This is a genomic window from Larkinella punicea, from assembly GCF_003334855.1.
GTDB classification, from domain to species: domain Bacteria; phylum Bacteroidota; class Bacteroidia; order Cytophagales; family Spirosomataceae; genus Larkinella; species Larkinella punicea.
The window spans coordinates 1-14716 of record NZ_QOWE01000015.1; the positions used below are offsets into that span (position 1 = coordinate 1).

General features: G+C 52.3%; 11 protein-coding genes. 6 read left to right on the forward strand and 5 right to left on the reverse strand.

Features of this window, described 5'->3' with window-relative positions:
* Window positions 1-266 precede the first annotated feature (266 nt).
* Both DUE52_RS18155 and DUE52_RS18160 read right to left on the reverse strand, forming a co-directional pair.
* Entirely contained in the window at window positions 267-1901 is a 1635-nt protein-coding gene (locus DUE52_RS18155) for a sodium/sugar symporter (RefSeq protein WP_114407461.1), read from the reverse strand.
* A 125-nt stretch (window positions 1902-2026) separates the two neighbouring features.
* Window positions 2027-3490 carry a TonB-dependent receptor gene (locus tag DUE52_RS18160; RefSeq protein ID WP_114407462.1) on the reverse strand — a complete coding sequence of 488 codons (1464 nt, stop codon included), beginning with the start codon at window positions 3488-3490 and terminating at the stop codon, window positions 2027-2029.
* 88 nt (window positions 3491-3578) lie between these two features.
* Between DUE52_RS18160 and DUE52_RS18165 the strand changes: the two genes are divergently transcribed.
* Window positions 3579-3968 carry a gamma-glutamylcyclotransferase family protein gene (locus DUE52_RS18165; RefSeq protein ID WP_165840969.1) on the forward strand — a complete coding sequence of 130 codons (390 nt, stop codon included), beginning with the start codon at window positions 3579-3581 and terminating at the stop codon, window positions 3966-3968.
* Between the two features lie 122 nt (window positions 3969-4090).
* Here the strand turns inward: DUE52_RS18165 and DUE52_RS18170 are convergent, their stop codons facing one another.
* Window positions 4091-5536, reverse strand: coding sequence for a S41 family peptidase (locus DUE52_RS18170; RefSeq protein WP_114407463.1), 1446 nt, complete (start codon window positions 5534-5536; stop codon window positions 4091-4093).
* Window positions 5537-5697: 161 nt separating this feature from the next.
* Window positions 5698-6366, reverse strand: coding sequence for a hypothetical protein (locus DUE52_RS18175; RefSeq protein ID WP_114407464.1), 669 nt, complete (start codon window positions 6364-6366; stop codon window positions 5698-5700).
* 175 nt (window positions 6367-6541) lie between these two features.
* Here DUE52_RS18175 and DUE52_RS18180 point away from each other — a divergent pair, with 175 nt between their 5' ends.
* From DUE52_RS18180 to DUE52_RS18200, 5 genes are all read left to right on the forward strand, one after another.
* Complete coding sequence (locus DUE52_RS18180; RefSeq protein ID WP_114407607.1) at window positions 6542-7579, forward strand: beta propeller repeat protein; 1038 nt, start codon at window positions 6542-6544, stop codon at window positions 7577-7579.
* A gap of 134 nt (window positions 7580-7713) precedes the next feature.
* Window positions 7714-8184 (forward strand): MarR family winged helix-turn-helix transcriptional regulator, encoded by a 471-nt coding sequence (locus DUE52_RS18185; protein ID WP_114407465.1) that lies wholly within the window; start codon window positions 7714-7716, stop codon window positions 8182-8184.
* A 137-nt stretch (window positions 8185-8321) separates the two neighbouring features.
* Window positions 8322-10775, forward strand: a complete 2454-nt coding sequence (locus DUE52_RS18190; RefSeq protein ID WP_114407466.1) for a 3-hydroxyacyl-CoA dehydrogenase/enoyl-CoA hydratase family protein — start codon at window positions 8322-8324, stop codon at window positions 10773-10775.
* Window positions 10776-10840: 65 nt separating this feature from the next.
* On the forward strand, window positions 10841-11212 hold the full coding sequence (locus DUE52_RS18195; protein WP_114407467.1) for a four helix bundle protein: 372 nt from the start codon (window positions 10841-10843) through the stop codon (window positions 11210-11212).
* A 51-nt stretch (window positions 11213-11263) separates the two neighbouring features.
* Window positions 11264-12439, forward strand: coding sequence for an acetyl-CoA C-acyltransferase (locus tag DUE52_RS18200; protein ID WP_114407468.1), 1176 nt, complete (start codon window positions 11264-11266; stop codon window positions 12437-12439).
* Between the two features lie 197 nt (window positions 12440-12636).
* Here DUE52_RS18200 and DUE52_RS18205 read toward each other — a convergent pair whose 3' ends face one another.
* A complete protein-coding gene (locus tag DUE52_RS18205) occupies window positions 12637-14715 on the reverse strand; it encodes a LysM peptidoglycan-binding domain-containing protein (protein WP_114407469.1) in 2079 nt (692 codons plus the stop codon).
* Window position 14716: the final 1 nt, after the last annotated feature.

The window sequence follows — 14716 nt, forward strand, 5'->3', positions numbered from 1 at the left end:
GGGTTAAAGCAGGGGGATGGGAACACACATAGGTAACGGTGTCAGGCACCTAAGGCACTGCTGTTTTTATCCATCCCCTACCGCTCAGCCGAGTGACTACCAAAGATAATTCGGTTAATGGTAATCAGATAGGGTAGTGAGCAAAGGTATGATCGGCACGCAGGGAAAGGCGATTCATTTGCTGCTACCGACGCTGCGCTGTGGAACCCCTTACGGGGCAACAACGGCTCGGTAATGAATAAACCGTGGGCTATTATCAAAACACACTACCAGAAATTTGCATACAAAACCGCCAGAATGCCCAGAATCAAGGCCGAACCGGCGATGAACGACGGCGTTACCTTGAACATTTGCCGGTCGATTTCCAGGCCTTTTTCGTTGTGGTGACTGGCCGGATCGGTCAGCGAAACGATGAACATGATGGCGATGTCGATGCAGAAAACCCACATGGTCCGGTGCAGAAACGGAATGTCAGCCGCCTGAACCCCGAACGTCTCCATCACTTCTGCCCAGAATTTGAGCAGCGTCGACAACGGAATGGTGACGATGGCCACCGTCAATGCCGCCCGCGTGGTGGCGCGTTTCCAGAAAAAGCCCAGCAGGAAAATGGCGAAAACGCCCGGCGTAATGAAATTGGTGTATTCCTGAATATACTGATACACCTGATCGAACGACCGCAGCATGGGCGCAATGATGATGGCGATGATGAACGCCACCACCACCGCATACCGCCCTACCCGCACCAGTTTCTGCTCCGACGCGTTTTTGTCGAAGAATTTCTTATAAATATCGAGCGTAAAAATGGTCGAAATGCTGTTGCACTTCCCCGCCAGCGAAGCTACTACGGCGGCCGTCAAAGCGGCAAACGCCAGCCCTTTCATGCCCACTGGCAGCAGATTCATCAAAACCGGGTAGGCATTGTCGGGCCGGACCGCACCATTGCTGGTCATTTCGGTCTGAAATGTGCCGTTTTTGAACAGCACATAAGCGGCAATACCGGGAATCACGACAATCAGCGGAATCATCAGTTTCAGAAAAGCGGCAAAGAGAATACCGCTCCGGGCGGTTTTCAAATCGGCCCCCAGCGCCCGTTGTACAATGTACTGATTACAACCCCAGTACGACAGATTGTTCACCCACATGCCGCCCGTTACCAGCGCCATACCGGGCAACACACTGTAGTGCGGATGACCTTCCGGAAAATACATATGAAAGTGGGAATCGGCTTCGGTGCGCAGCGACAGCAAACCGTTCCAGACGCCTGAAATACCCAATTTGTCGGACACCAGTTGCAAAGCGAGATACGTCACCACCAAACCGCCCGTGATCAGCACCACCACCTGAATGACATCCGTATAACCGATGACTTTCATACCGCCCAACGTGATAAAAATGGCAAAAAGGGCCAACCCGATGGTGCAGGTCGTGAACGAAATCCCGGCCAGCGATTCGATGGCGATGGCCCCCAGATACAGAATCGACGTCAGGTTAACGAGTACGTAAACGATCAGCCAGAAAATGGCCAGAATCGTGCTGACGGTGTCGTTGTACCGCTGCGCCAGAAACTGCGGCATGGTGTAGATGCGGTTTTTCAGGTAAATCGGAATGAAATAAACCGCCACGATGATCAGCACAGCAGCCGCAATCCACTCGTACGACGAAATGGCCAGCCCCATGGCAAACCCCGACCCGGCCATGCCGATGAAGTGTTCGGCGGAGATGTTCGACGCAATCAGCGAGGCTCCAATGGCCCACCACGTCAGCGATCCTTCGGCCAGAAAAAAGTCTTTGGTGTTGGTTTCAGCGGATTTCCGACGACGGTAGATCCAATAACCGTAGCCGGATACTATGACAAAATACAGCAGGAACACCGCGTAATCGGCGGGTTGAAGGTGGTTCATTTGGGAGTGTTTTTTGGCTAAAAGAACGGCAAAATAGAATTATTTCCATTCCCGTTCAACTTCCCACCTTTTCGTATGCAGTAAAATTCAAGCAGGCCAATCCCTGACAGGGTCTGCGACCGCTGTCAGGGATTCGGAGTTGCCGTCTGAACTTGTTGAGTAACGGGTTGAAAGTGTACCTCACACGGATAGCCGAACAGGCAGTTGTCCTTGATGATCTTGGCAACGCCCTCGGGCACCATCGCTTCCCAGCCATCTTCCCCGGCTTTGACCATTTGCAGCACGCGGTCGGTCGAAATGTGCAGGTTTTCTTCGTTGTAATCGGTAATGTCTTCGATTTTGTCGTTGGCGATGAGGTATTGATACAGCGGTTGCAGGTTGGGCGGTAACTGAAAATCCTGACACCGGTAAATCACGCCGTCGGAGAGCAGCGTTGGATACACAAAAAGTTTCACTTTCCGGCTGAACAGCGTGGCAAATGACTCCAGAATACCGCCCGGCAGGTTTTTATAATGCTGCTCTTCAAAAATATATTCCAGATTGGGAATGCCCAGAATCAGCCCCACTTTCAGGCGGGTCAGCCGCGACAGGTACGAAACCAGCCGGTAATATTCCAGAAAACTCGAAATCATCACCGTTTGTCCGAGCGAGCACAGAATATCGACGCGATCGAGAAAATCCTTCTCGTCGATCCCGTGATCGACGTTGGCCGCCAGGTTGTGGAGCGTTAACTCCGCGATGGTCACCACGCGGTTGGGGTCAATTTCGGGTTCTTCCAGAAACTGCTTCAGGCCATTGCTGAGCATATCGACGTGAACGTTGGTGACAGGCCGCAACCGCCCGCGCAACAGCACGATATGGCGTTTATAGAGTGCTTCCGAGGGTTGCAACACCCGCCCGTCCGGCCCGAACAAAGCCGCATTGGTAAAACCGTTTCGCACCAGATACAGGCTCATCAACCGGTTGTCGACGTTGGGAAAATCCGGCCCATCGAAACGGATCATGTCAATTTCGATGCGCTCCGGCGACAGATCATCCATGAGCGACAACAGCAAGGTTTCCGGTGATTTATGGTAGTAGTAACAGCCGTAGATCAGGTTGACACCAATCACACCCAGCGCCTGCTGTTGCAACACGTTCTCGTTGTCGAGCATCCGGACGTGGATGATTACGTCGTTATAAGGCCCTTTGGGCTCGAGTTGAAACCGCAGGCCAATCCAGCCGTGTGATTCGTTGGTTTTCTGATAGTTAAGTGCAACAACGGTATTGGCAAATGCAAAAAATGTAGTCGTTTCTCCGCGTTGTTCGGCCAGCCGTTTTTCCATCAGGCTGTACTCTTTGCTGAGCATTTTGATCAGCCGCGATTCGACCACGTAACGCCCGCTTTCTTCCGGGCCATAAATCGCATCGCTGAAGGTCATATCATACGCCGACATGGTTTTGGCAATGGTTCCCGACGCGCCCCCGGCTTTAAAAAACATGGCTGCGGTTTCCTGCCCGGCCCCGATTTCGGCAAAAGAGCCGTAAATCCGCCGGTCGAGGTTGATTCGCAGCCCTTTTTGTTTGGTTCCAATGGTTTTATCGTACATAGGTTGGCGAGTAGACGAGTTCACATGCGACGGGCAAGCTAACTTTTGGTTTAAATTTACAAATATCCTGGTGAATACCGCCTATCGCATGTCTACTTCTACAACGTCTTTTATCCATCTTTTTGTTTACGGAACCCTGCTGAGTGCGTCAAAACACCCAATGGCGCAGGATTTACGTCAAAAAGCCCGGCTTCTCGGACCGGCTTTTTTCCCCGGCCGGTTATACGATCTTGGCACGTACCCCGGAGCGGTTTATGACCCGATGGCCCAAACGAATGTGTATGGGGAAGTCTATTCGTTCACAGAATCGGTGTGGAAACAGGAGCAGGAAACGCTCGATGACTACGAAGGAGATGAATATGTCCGGGCTGTCGTGCCGGTCCAAACCGCCGATGGTTTGGTCGATTGCTGGACGTACCTTTTCAAACCGCCAACGGATTCGTTACCGCTAATTGCGTTGGGGCGGTATTTTGGATAACTAGAGAATTATAAATGTAAAATGACGAATGCTAAATGTAAAAGTGGAAACGCGCTCTTCAAACACTTTTACATTTAGCATTCGTCATTTTACATTTATGATTCATTTGAAACACAAACCCATCACCAATTCAACGGATTCCGGTCGTCGAACATGTTACTGCCTCCGGCCCGGCGTTCAACTGAGGAGCCAATGGCGGGCAATTGTGGCCCCTGATCGGCGGAGATGCGGGCCGTTCCGTTGCCGACAATCTGGGCCACGGCCGCGTTCAGGTACTCTTCTTCCAAATCTCCCAATGGTTTTAAGGCCAGCGGTTCGTTTTTTATGATTGTTGGCGTAAATCCCGTCGAATAATCCGACTGGTTCTGGGCATTAAAAGACTTGAAAACAATGGGTTGCATGCCCCACTTGATTTTGCCGGTTTTGTCCGAGATCGTAATGGAACCCACATTCTTGCCGTAGGTAGTTTCGCCGATGGTTATCACGGGCATAAAAGGCCTCAAGCCATTGATGATCAATTCACTGGCCGAAGCGGTTCCGCCCGTGGTCAGGACGAACACCCGCGAGAGGTTGCCGCCAATGTTTTGCGCTTTGGTCTGAAAGCGGGTCGTTAACTGAGCCGTTTGGTTCTGGCTCTGGAGTTCCGCCATCACATCCTTGTTGTATTCCGTGCGGTAAAACGTCTTCGTATTATCGACTCCTTTGGCAATCATACTCGCCAGCTTGACCGACGACGACACATAACCGCCCGGATTGTAGCGCAAATCCAACACCAATTCATTGACACCCCGCGCCTTGAACTTACTGAAAATCTGTTCCAGTTTCTGGTCGTAGGTGGGCGTTGTGCTGCCATTCGGGCCAGGGATAAACTGATTATAGACGAGATAGCCAATCGTTTTTCCACCAATCGCGTAAATCGAATCCAGAAAAACCGGGTTTTGCTGAAACACTTCCGCCGTAACCGTTTTCACGACTTCGGTATCCACGATTTTGTCACTTTCCAATTTGGCCAAACCGTAGTTGAAAGTCGTAGGATTATTGGTCAGAGAAGCGTAGTTTCCGGTGGTCAGTTTCTGGCCGTTGATGGTAGTAATAATATCGCCCCGTTTTAGGCCGGCTTTGTAGGCGGGAGAACCGGGTAAAACATACAACACTTTGATAACGACCTCCGTCGAACCTGCTGATCGCAGAAAATACTTGACCTCAAGACCCGTTGTTTTTTGTTCCCCACTCAACGAGGCTTTCAGATCGGCGGCACTTTCCTGAATCCACGAAAACCGGTCACGCTCCGGGTTGGCTCTGTTGTTATAATCGTAAAGCAGGGAATAAAAAAATGGAGCCACTGCCAGCATTGTATCCGGATTGGCCGGCATTTTGTCATTCCAGTAATACACCGCCCGCATGTTCTCCAGAATCCAGTTATTCACCGATTGGTCGGCTTTTGCAGGTGTGCCACTCACCGGCGACTGCGGGGTAACCGACGGGTCTTTCGTACAGGCAGTCATCCAAAAACCAAGCCCTGCCATCACCATCCAGACAGACTGCCGCACGTTCACAGAAATTTTCATTAGGTTCGTTTCGTTGATGCGAATTGAAAAAAGTGTGTAAATCTAACGCATGACTCGTTACTATATTTTACTACCGGAAATGATGATTAGCCCCTGCATAAAAAAGCCCACCGGGTATTCGCGTTGACGAATACCCGGTGGGCATAACCGTTTGGTGGGTATTATTTGTCTTTTTTAGCCGAATCCTTGCCCCAGCTCACCTTAAACTTGCCTTCGGTGATCGAGATTTCACCGCTGCCTTCGGTGCGTTTGGTGTTGTCGTGGTCGTGCGGACCCGACTTGGTCAACATCCCGCCACCGGCCGCCGTGATGGCTTTGTCTTCCAGGTTCTGCCGGATTCCAAAACCGGAAATGGTGGCCAGGGCGCGTTTTTTATACGTCACTTCTTTTAACGTGGCCTCAAACGTACCTTCAATGCTGTTATCCGTCACACTGGTGATCGTCACCGTCCCTTTCCACGACTCCCCATCGCGGAACGCGTGGCCCAATCCTTTCGCTTCCTCCGTGTAATCGACCAGCGCCCAAATCACGTTGCCGTTCGATTCCTTGTATTTCTTTTCCATCTCCCGGTCGTTTTCCGCAATAACCGGGTAGGTGCCCGGTTTCAGTTGGTCGACATACACAAAACGAATCCAGGTCTGCACATCCGGGCTTACGTTCATCCCGGCAATGGCGAGGTATTTGACACCGGTAAAGGGCAGATTCAGCCGCTGGGCTTTGGCTTGCCACTCTTTCCCGTTAATTTTGGCAGAAACCACATCCTCCGGCGCTTGTGCATACGTCAGTACGCTCCAGCCGAAGGCTACGATAAGGGCGAAAATCTTTTTCATAAGGTATTCTGTTCGTTGTTGTTAGCAGTATTTCGGAACAAACATACGTGAATCGGCACCAATCCGGTTACCATTCACGAAAAGCCGTTTACAAAAATAAACTACCTTGCCGGTTCTGGTTTTCAAAACTGGTCTGTATTGCTATTTAATCCTGTTAAAACCGCTCTTTTCCCGTATGAAACTGCTTTTGTTCCTGCTGCTTCCTTCCCTTGTTTTTGCGCAATGGCAACCCCAAACCAGCGGCACCGACGCCAACTTTCGGGCCGTCAGCGCGGTGAGCCGGAAGGTAGTCTGGGTGGGCGGCAGCAAAGGTACCTTCGTCCACACGGCCGACGGCGGGAAAACCTGGAAAACCGGAACCGTGCCGGGGGCCGAAAGCTGCGACTTCCGCGATGTCCAGGCTTTCAGTGCCAAAGAAGCCATTCTAATGGCCGCAGGCCCCGCCGAGAAAGGCCAGGCCCGATTGTATCGCACCAACGACGGCGGTAAAAAATGGCAGCTCATTTACCAGACCAAACAGCCCGGTGTTTTTTTCGACTCCATGGATTTCTGGAACCGCTGGGAAGGCATGGTGTTCAGCGATCCGGTTAATGGAACCTGGTATGTGATGACCACGACGAACGGCGGCAAAAACTGGAAGCGGGTTCCGGCGGAAAACCTGCCTCTGCTTCCCACGGGTGAAGCCGCCTTTGCCGCCAGCGGAACCAGCCTGATCACGCGGGGGTATAAATGGCGCATGAATAGTTATCAGCGGGCCTGGATTGCGTCGGGGGGCGTTGGCAACGGACGATTGTATACGGCGGCAACACCCGAGTCGACCTGGCAAATGATCGAAACGCCCATTCCGGCGGGTCCAACGGCCGGCATCTTTGGGCTTTGGTTCGATGCACAGGGCCAGAATGGCATGGCCGTCGGGGGCGATTACAAAAATGAAAAAGGCGTTTGGCAGAACGTGGCCGTAACTACCGATGGCGGTAAAACCTGGAAAGCCGGCACTCCCACCGACCCGCCGGGATTGAAAGAAGCCGTCGGGCGCTTGTCGGGCAAGCGGTTCATTGCGGTGGGGCCATCGGGAACAGGTTATACCGACGATTTCGGAAAAACCTGGACCAAAATTGACGATTCGGCTTTTCATTCTATCGACTGTTCGGGCGGCCAATGCTGGGCGGTGGGTGCCAAAGGAGCGATTGCGGTGATCAGGGAGGAGAAGTAGCGGTTTTGTGCGCTCTTTGTCGTCCGGTTTTATCCCAATTTTATCTTCATTTCTTCAATAGTATGCTTGCATAATACCTCGTCTATATAGTAGCTTTACAGTTGATGGCCCCTAACGAGCAACGAGAACTGAAGATGAAGAAAGAGAAAACCGTCGATTATCACATTAAAACGGGTTGGCACGCGATTTCGCGCATGTACAATGCTTACGCAATCCGCTACGATATGACGATGGCAATCGGCTATGTGTTGCTAAACATCGACACCGAACAAGGCACGCCCGCTACCAAAATCGGGCCGTTGCTGGGCATGGAGCCACGCAGCCTCGTCCGGATGCTGAAAAGCCTGGAAGAACGTGGCTGGATTCGGCGGGTCATCGACGAAAACGACAAACGGTTTGTCCGTATCGTGCTGACGGATGCGGGGAAAGAGAAACGCGAAGTAGCCCGCGAAGGCGTCATCCAGTTCAATAACCTGATCCGGGAAAATATTCCACTGGAAAAACTGGTGGTTTTCTTCGACGTCATGAAGGAAATCAACCGGCTGGTGGAGGATGAAAATGCCAAAATGAAAGCGAGTGGCATTACCGAATTCGCAATGAAGTGAAGGAGAGTAAAGAAATGAGACAAGAGAGTAGAGAGATGAGACCAGAGAGGTAAGACAATTCGTCGGACGACCCAGTCTTTCTTCTCTGGTCTCATCTCTCTACTCTTCAATAAAGATCCAGACCCTATTTCAATACCATGGAAGCAACCCTTGCAAAACCACAACCAGAAGGCCGGACTCCGACCGCCAAAAACCGCCGAATTCGCCGAATAGCCGTTCTGGGCTCCGGCATTATGGGATCGCGCATTGCCGCCCACTTTGCCAACATTGGCGTCGATGTGCTGCTGCTCGACATCGTCCCTAACACACTGACACCCGCCGAGGAAGCCAAAGGATTGACGCTCGATAAACCCGCCGTCCGCAACCGGATTGTGAACGATGCGTTTCAGAATCTGCTGAAAGCCAGCCCGGCCGCGCTCTACAGTCCGAAATTCGCCCAACGGATTACGCTGGGAAATTTCGACGATAATCTGCCCGAAATCGGCAAATACGACTGGATTATGGAAGTGGTGGTCGAGCGGCTGGATATTAAAAAATCGTTGTACGAGCGCGTCGAGCAATACCGCAAACCGGGCACGCTGATCACCTCGAACACCTCCGGGATTCCGATGCACCTGCTGACCGAAGGCCGGAGCGAGGATTTCCGGCGGCATTTCTGCGGAACCCACTTCTTCAATCCGCCCCGGTATCTGCGCCTGCTCGAAATCATTCCCGGCCCCGAAACTGACCCGGCTATCATCGATTTTCTGATGAAATACGGCGATTTGTATCTGGGGAAAACCACGGTTTTGTGCAAAGACACGCCCGCGTTCATCGCCAACCGTTTGGGGATCTACGCCATGATTCAAACCATTCGCGTGGCGGAAGAAATGGGGCTGACGGTGGAGGAAGTCGATAAACTGACCGGCCCGGTGGTGGGTCGCCCGAAATCGGGAACGTTCCGGCTCTCGGATGTCGTCGGGTTGGATACGACCGCCAATGTCGCCAACAACCTGCTGACCGTGCTGACCAACGACGAGTCGAAAGACACCTTCCAGTTGCCGCCCGTCATGCAGAAACTGATGGAAAACAAATGGCTGGGCGACAAAACCGGTCAGGGATTTTACAAAAAAATCAAGGACGAAAAGGGTCAGTCGGTTATTCTGGCGCTCGACCCGAAAACGTTCGAGTATAAACCGTCGCAGAAAGTCAAATTCGCGACGCTGGAAGGCACCAAAAGCATCGACAACCTCAAAAAGCGGTTTTCGGTTCTGCTGGCCGGTCAGGACAAGGCCGGGGAGTTTTACCGCAAAACCTTCGCCGACCAGTTCCGGTACGCCAGTCTCCGCATTCCCGAAATCGCCGACGAACTCTACCGCATCGATGCCGCCATCACCGCTGGTTTTGGCTGGCAATTGGGCCTGTTCGAAACATGGGATGCCATCGGCATTCGCAAGGGAATTGACCTGATTGAATCGCAGGGGGCTAAACCGGCGCAGTGGGTTTACGATCTGCTTGATGCCGGTTTTGAGAGTTTCTACAAAGTGGAAGGCGGAGTACGGAAGTATTATGACATTCCAACGAAGAGCTACAAAGCCATTCCGGGAACCGAGCAGTTTATTTTGCTGGAAAGTTTGTCGAACAATGTGGTTTGGAAAAACGCCGGTTCGGTCATCTACGACCTGGGCGACGGGATTCTGAACCTGGAATTTCGCAGCAAAATGAATACGATGGGGGCCGAAGTGATCGAAGGCATCCACAAAGCCATCAGCCTGGCGGAAAAGGATTTCCGCGGCCTGGTGATCGGCAATGACTCGTCGGAAGCCTATTCGGCGGGGGCCAATCTGGCGACGCTGTTCATGTTTGCCATCGAGCAGGAATTTGACGAGATCAATCTGATGATTGCGCAGTTCCAGCAGACGATGATGCGGGCGCGGTATTCGTCCATTCCGGTCGTGGGCGCTCCGCATTCCCTGGCCCTCGGTGGGGGCTGCGAACTGAACCTGCACGTTGACCGGGTGGTGGCCCATTCCGAACTGTACATGGGTCTGGTGGAAGTGGGCGTCGGCCTGATTCCGGCGGGGGGTGGCACAAAAGAAATGGCCGCCCGCGCCAGCGATCTCTACCAAACCGGCGACCCCGAACTGAACATTCTGCAAAGCATGTTCATGAACATTGCCACTGCCAAAGTCTCGACTTCGGCGCAGGAAGCCCGCGAAATGAATTACCTGTTGCCCTCAGCGCAAATCGTGCTGAACCGCAGCCGCCTGATTGCCGAAGCCAAGCAGGTCGCCATCGAACTGGCTGAAAACGGCTACACGCAACCCAAACCGCGCAAAGACATCAAGGTGCAGGGAAAAACCGGGATTGCGCTGTTCAAAGCCGGGATTACCGCCATGCGCATGGGCCGCTTCATTTCCGACCACGACCAGAAAATTGCCGAAAAGCTGGCGTATGTCATTTGCGGTGGTGATCTGAGTTCGCCACAAAACGTCAGCGAGCAATATTTGATCGATCTGGAACGCGAAGCTTTTCTTTCGTTAACCGGCGAGAAAAAGACGCTGGAGCGGATTCAGGGGTTATTGAATGGGGGGAAGCCGCCGAGAAATTGATTTTTTAGATGCGAGATGTGAGACAAGAGAGTAAAGACCTTTCATTATAATCTCACATTTAGAAGATGGAAACACACAATTTCAGAAATTTAAAAGTATGGCAGTTATCGGTAGATTTTGTGACAGCTATTTACCAATTGACTACCCTGTTTCCAAATGACGAGAAATTCGGTTTGTCTTCACAAATTAAACGCTCGGCAGTTTCCATTCCTTCCAATATCGCGGAAGGATCTGGACGGGGTAGTAATAAGGAATTCGCCCGTTTCTTATCTATATCGCTGGCTTCATCCTACGAATTAGAAACACAACTAATCGTTGCAAATCGTCTAAATTTCCTGGCAGAAACTATTGTTCAAGAAATAATCCGGAAACTACATGAGATACAGAAAATGATATTCTCACTTCACAAAAAGTTTGAAAGTCAAATTTCTTCCTAAACTTAAGAGTTTCTCTTGTCTCATGTCTAACCTCTTTAATCTCAATAAAAAATGGACGCATACATCGTAGCTGGCTATAGAACCGCCGTCGGGAAAGCTCCCCGGGGCGGATTGCGGCTCACCCGCCCGGATGATCTGGCGGCTGAAGTCATCAAACACTTGCTCGCACAGGTGCCGAATTTTGACCCCGCGCGCGTCGAAGACCTCATCGTCGGCAATGCCGTGCCGGAAGCCGAGCAGGGCATGCAGATTGCCCGGTATATTGCCCTGCTGTCGCTGCCCAACAGCGTGCCGGGCATGACCATCAACCGGTATTGCGGATCGGGGCTCGAAGCCATCGCCATCGCGTCGGCCAAAATTCACGCCGGGCTGGCCGACTGCATCATTGCGGGTGGTACCGAGTCGATGTCGCTGGTGCCGGTGATGGGTTGGAAAACCGCCCTGAACTTTGAAATCGCGCAGAAACACCCGGACTACTACATCGGCATGGGCCTGACCGCCGAGCAGGTGGCCGAGCAGTTTAAAATTGGCCGCGAAGACCAGGATCAGTTTGCCTTTGAATCACACCAGAAAGCCCTGGCGGCTCAGGCAGCCGGAAAATTCGACGGTGAAATTGTGCCAATTGCGGTGAAAGAGACGTATTTCGATGCCGATTCAGGCAAGAAGAAAACCCGCGAATGGACCGTTGGCAAAGACGAAGGCCCACGCGCCGACACCAGTTTTGAAGCCCTGAACAAGCTGAAACCGGTTTTTGCGGCTGGCGGCTCGGTCACGGCAGGAAATTCATCGCAAACATCCGACGGTGCCGCGTTTGTCATCGTGATGTCCGAAAAGCTCGTCAACGAACTGGGGTTGAAACCGAAAGCCCGGATGGTGTCTTACGCAGCCGCTGGCGTAGAACCGCGCATCATGGGCATCGGGCCGGTGAACGCCATTCCGTTAGCCCTGAAAAAAGCCGGGTTGAAACAGGATGATATCGATCAAATTGAACTGAATGAAGCCTTTGCGGCCCAATCGCTGGCGGTTATTCAGGAACTCGGGCTGGATCGCAGCAAAATCAACCCGAACGGTGGGGCCATTGCGCTCGGCCACGCGCTGGGTTCGACGGGTGCTCGGCTGTCGGTGCAGTTATTGAATGAAATGGAGCGTCAGAACCAGAAGTACGGCATGGTTTCGGCCTGTGTCGGTGGCGGTCAGGGTGTTGCCGGAATTTTTGAGCGGCTTTAATAACCGCCTGATACCCCTAAATCCCCTAAAGGGCAGGGCTGTTAAGTTCTGGAAATCATGAGCGTTAAAGTTGGCAATTTCGAGCCTCTTTTCGCCCCCAACCCCCTAAAGGGGACTTTCTGCATTTGGAGTAAGCTGTGTCCAAGTCCCCTTTAGGGGATTTAGGGGCTACATTACACAAGGGGCTTCGGCCCCTTTTATTTTTTCCGGATCACCAATCGTGCCCCCACAACCGCCGTCAAATCCGGCAAATGATTCCATTGGCGAACCTGTTCCGGTTTTACGTTATAGCGCAAACCAATCCTGTACATATTTTCGCCGGGTTTCACCACATGAATCAGTTCATCCGTTGATTGGGTTGGCACTGTGACCGGAGCTGCCGGTTTTGCCACAGGCGGTCGAGCCGGAGCGGGTTTGGCGGGTTTAGCCGCCAACGGTACTAAACCGGTTTTCGTGGGCGACTTCGATTGATCGATCAACAACGCCTGACCGGGCCGAAGCGGTTTTTGAGCCGACAAATTATTCCAGAGGTACAACTGCGGCACCGTTACATTGTATTTCCGGGCCACCGTCGCATACGTATCACTTTTTTCCGCCACGTGCATAATCAGCGGACCACTCACCTCTTCCGGCTCCTCTTCGGTTTCCTTCGCCGGAACGGCTTTCTCCATTACGCGAACGGGCTGAATGGTTTTGGTCGCCCCCGAGCGGAACTGCGGGGCTTCCGGTTCGTTCAATGCCGCAATCATACTGTCCAGCGTCGACAGAGTGCTTCGGCTCGGAACGGTGGTCAGGGGCTTTTCGGCAACCGTCAGCCGCTCGGGCTGTTCAGTCGGCTCCGGTTTCAAAACGACGGGTTTCTGATCGGCCGAATCCGGTTTGGTAACAGCCAGAACCGGTTCGGTTTTAGGCGTCAAAGGTGGTTCGGCGGGTGTGCGGTAATACTCAACCGGCAGGTTGGAAGGCCGCTTTTTCTGCAGCCATAAAATCCGGTTCACCGCAGGTTGCTGCTCGGGATTGACCCCATTGTACGCAATCAGTTTGTGAAGTTTAATCCCGTATTGCTGGGCAATGGCCCAGAGCGACTGTCCACGTCTGACAATGTGAAACGGCACATTAGCCCGTTTCCTTTTTTTTCGCAGGTAATAAATTTCACCCGCCACAATCGGCTGGTCGCTTCGCAGGTCGTTATACCGCTGAAACTTTTTCACTTTCACGTTGCCCTCATAAGCCAGCGTAATCCGGTTGTCGAATAACTGCGCCTGAATTCCCTTTTTTCCGTTGATCTGGTAGAATATCCCGCCCCGTTTACCGGGTTCCGCCGTACTTTTTTGTAATACCGGAAAACCAGCATCCTGAAGAGCCGCCTGACGCTCGCCCGACGAACCGGTTTGCTGTTTCAACCCGGCATACTGTTCCGGCGTTGCCGGGACATAAACCGTATAATCCTCATTGTCCGGTATGCGGGGTGCTTTTAACCAGGTATTGTATTGACTGACCAGGGCTTCGCTAACCCGACACGTTTCCGCGATTTGCGACAGACTTTTTCCTCTGGTCTCTTCATACGGAAACAAAACCGTTTGTTTCTGGGGATGATAAACCGACAAGGCGCGTTCCAGAACCATTTTAGAAGCCAGCAACCGGATTAAAAACACATCCTGCGGGTCATTGAGGGCGTAAGTTTTCCCATCTACGGGGTCTTGGGCCAAAAGCTGGGTCGAGTCTCCGCGCAACAACTGATCGTATCGCTGAATAACCGACACCCAGTTCGGCTTTCGTGTGTGCAATTGTTTCAATCGGGTTAAAACAGCCCGCGTTGACCGGACGGGATGCCGCCGTTCATCCACAAAAACGTCAGTTCGAAGATCGTGCAGGACCGTCTTGTCCAAAGCCCAAAAACCGGAAGAAGCCTCATCGGAAACTGATATCGGATGATGAAGCGCCAGAAATAAAAAATCGTCGGAGAGGGAATGCTGAGCCAGGAGAGGCCGGATAATGGGGAAGTAGGCGTTCATTCGTTCCAATCGGGCCGTCACCAATGCCCGATTGACATATAACAATTCCGCTTCCTGTTGAACAGAATGCTGCGTGGCCGGGGTCAACAGAATCGTTACGCCGGCAAACTCCAGTCGGTTATCAATGCGGGGAACACCCTGAGCATGAACGGCTCCACCCTGAAGCAGAAGACCTAAACTCAATCCAAACAGTCGTCTGATGAACGACGGATTCAGGCCGTTCCGCAACAACGCTGGTCTGAATTTATTTTCCTGGATCATA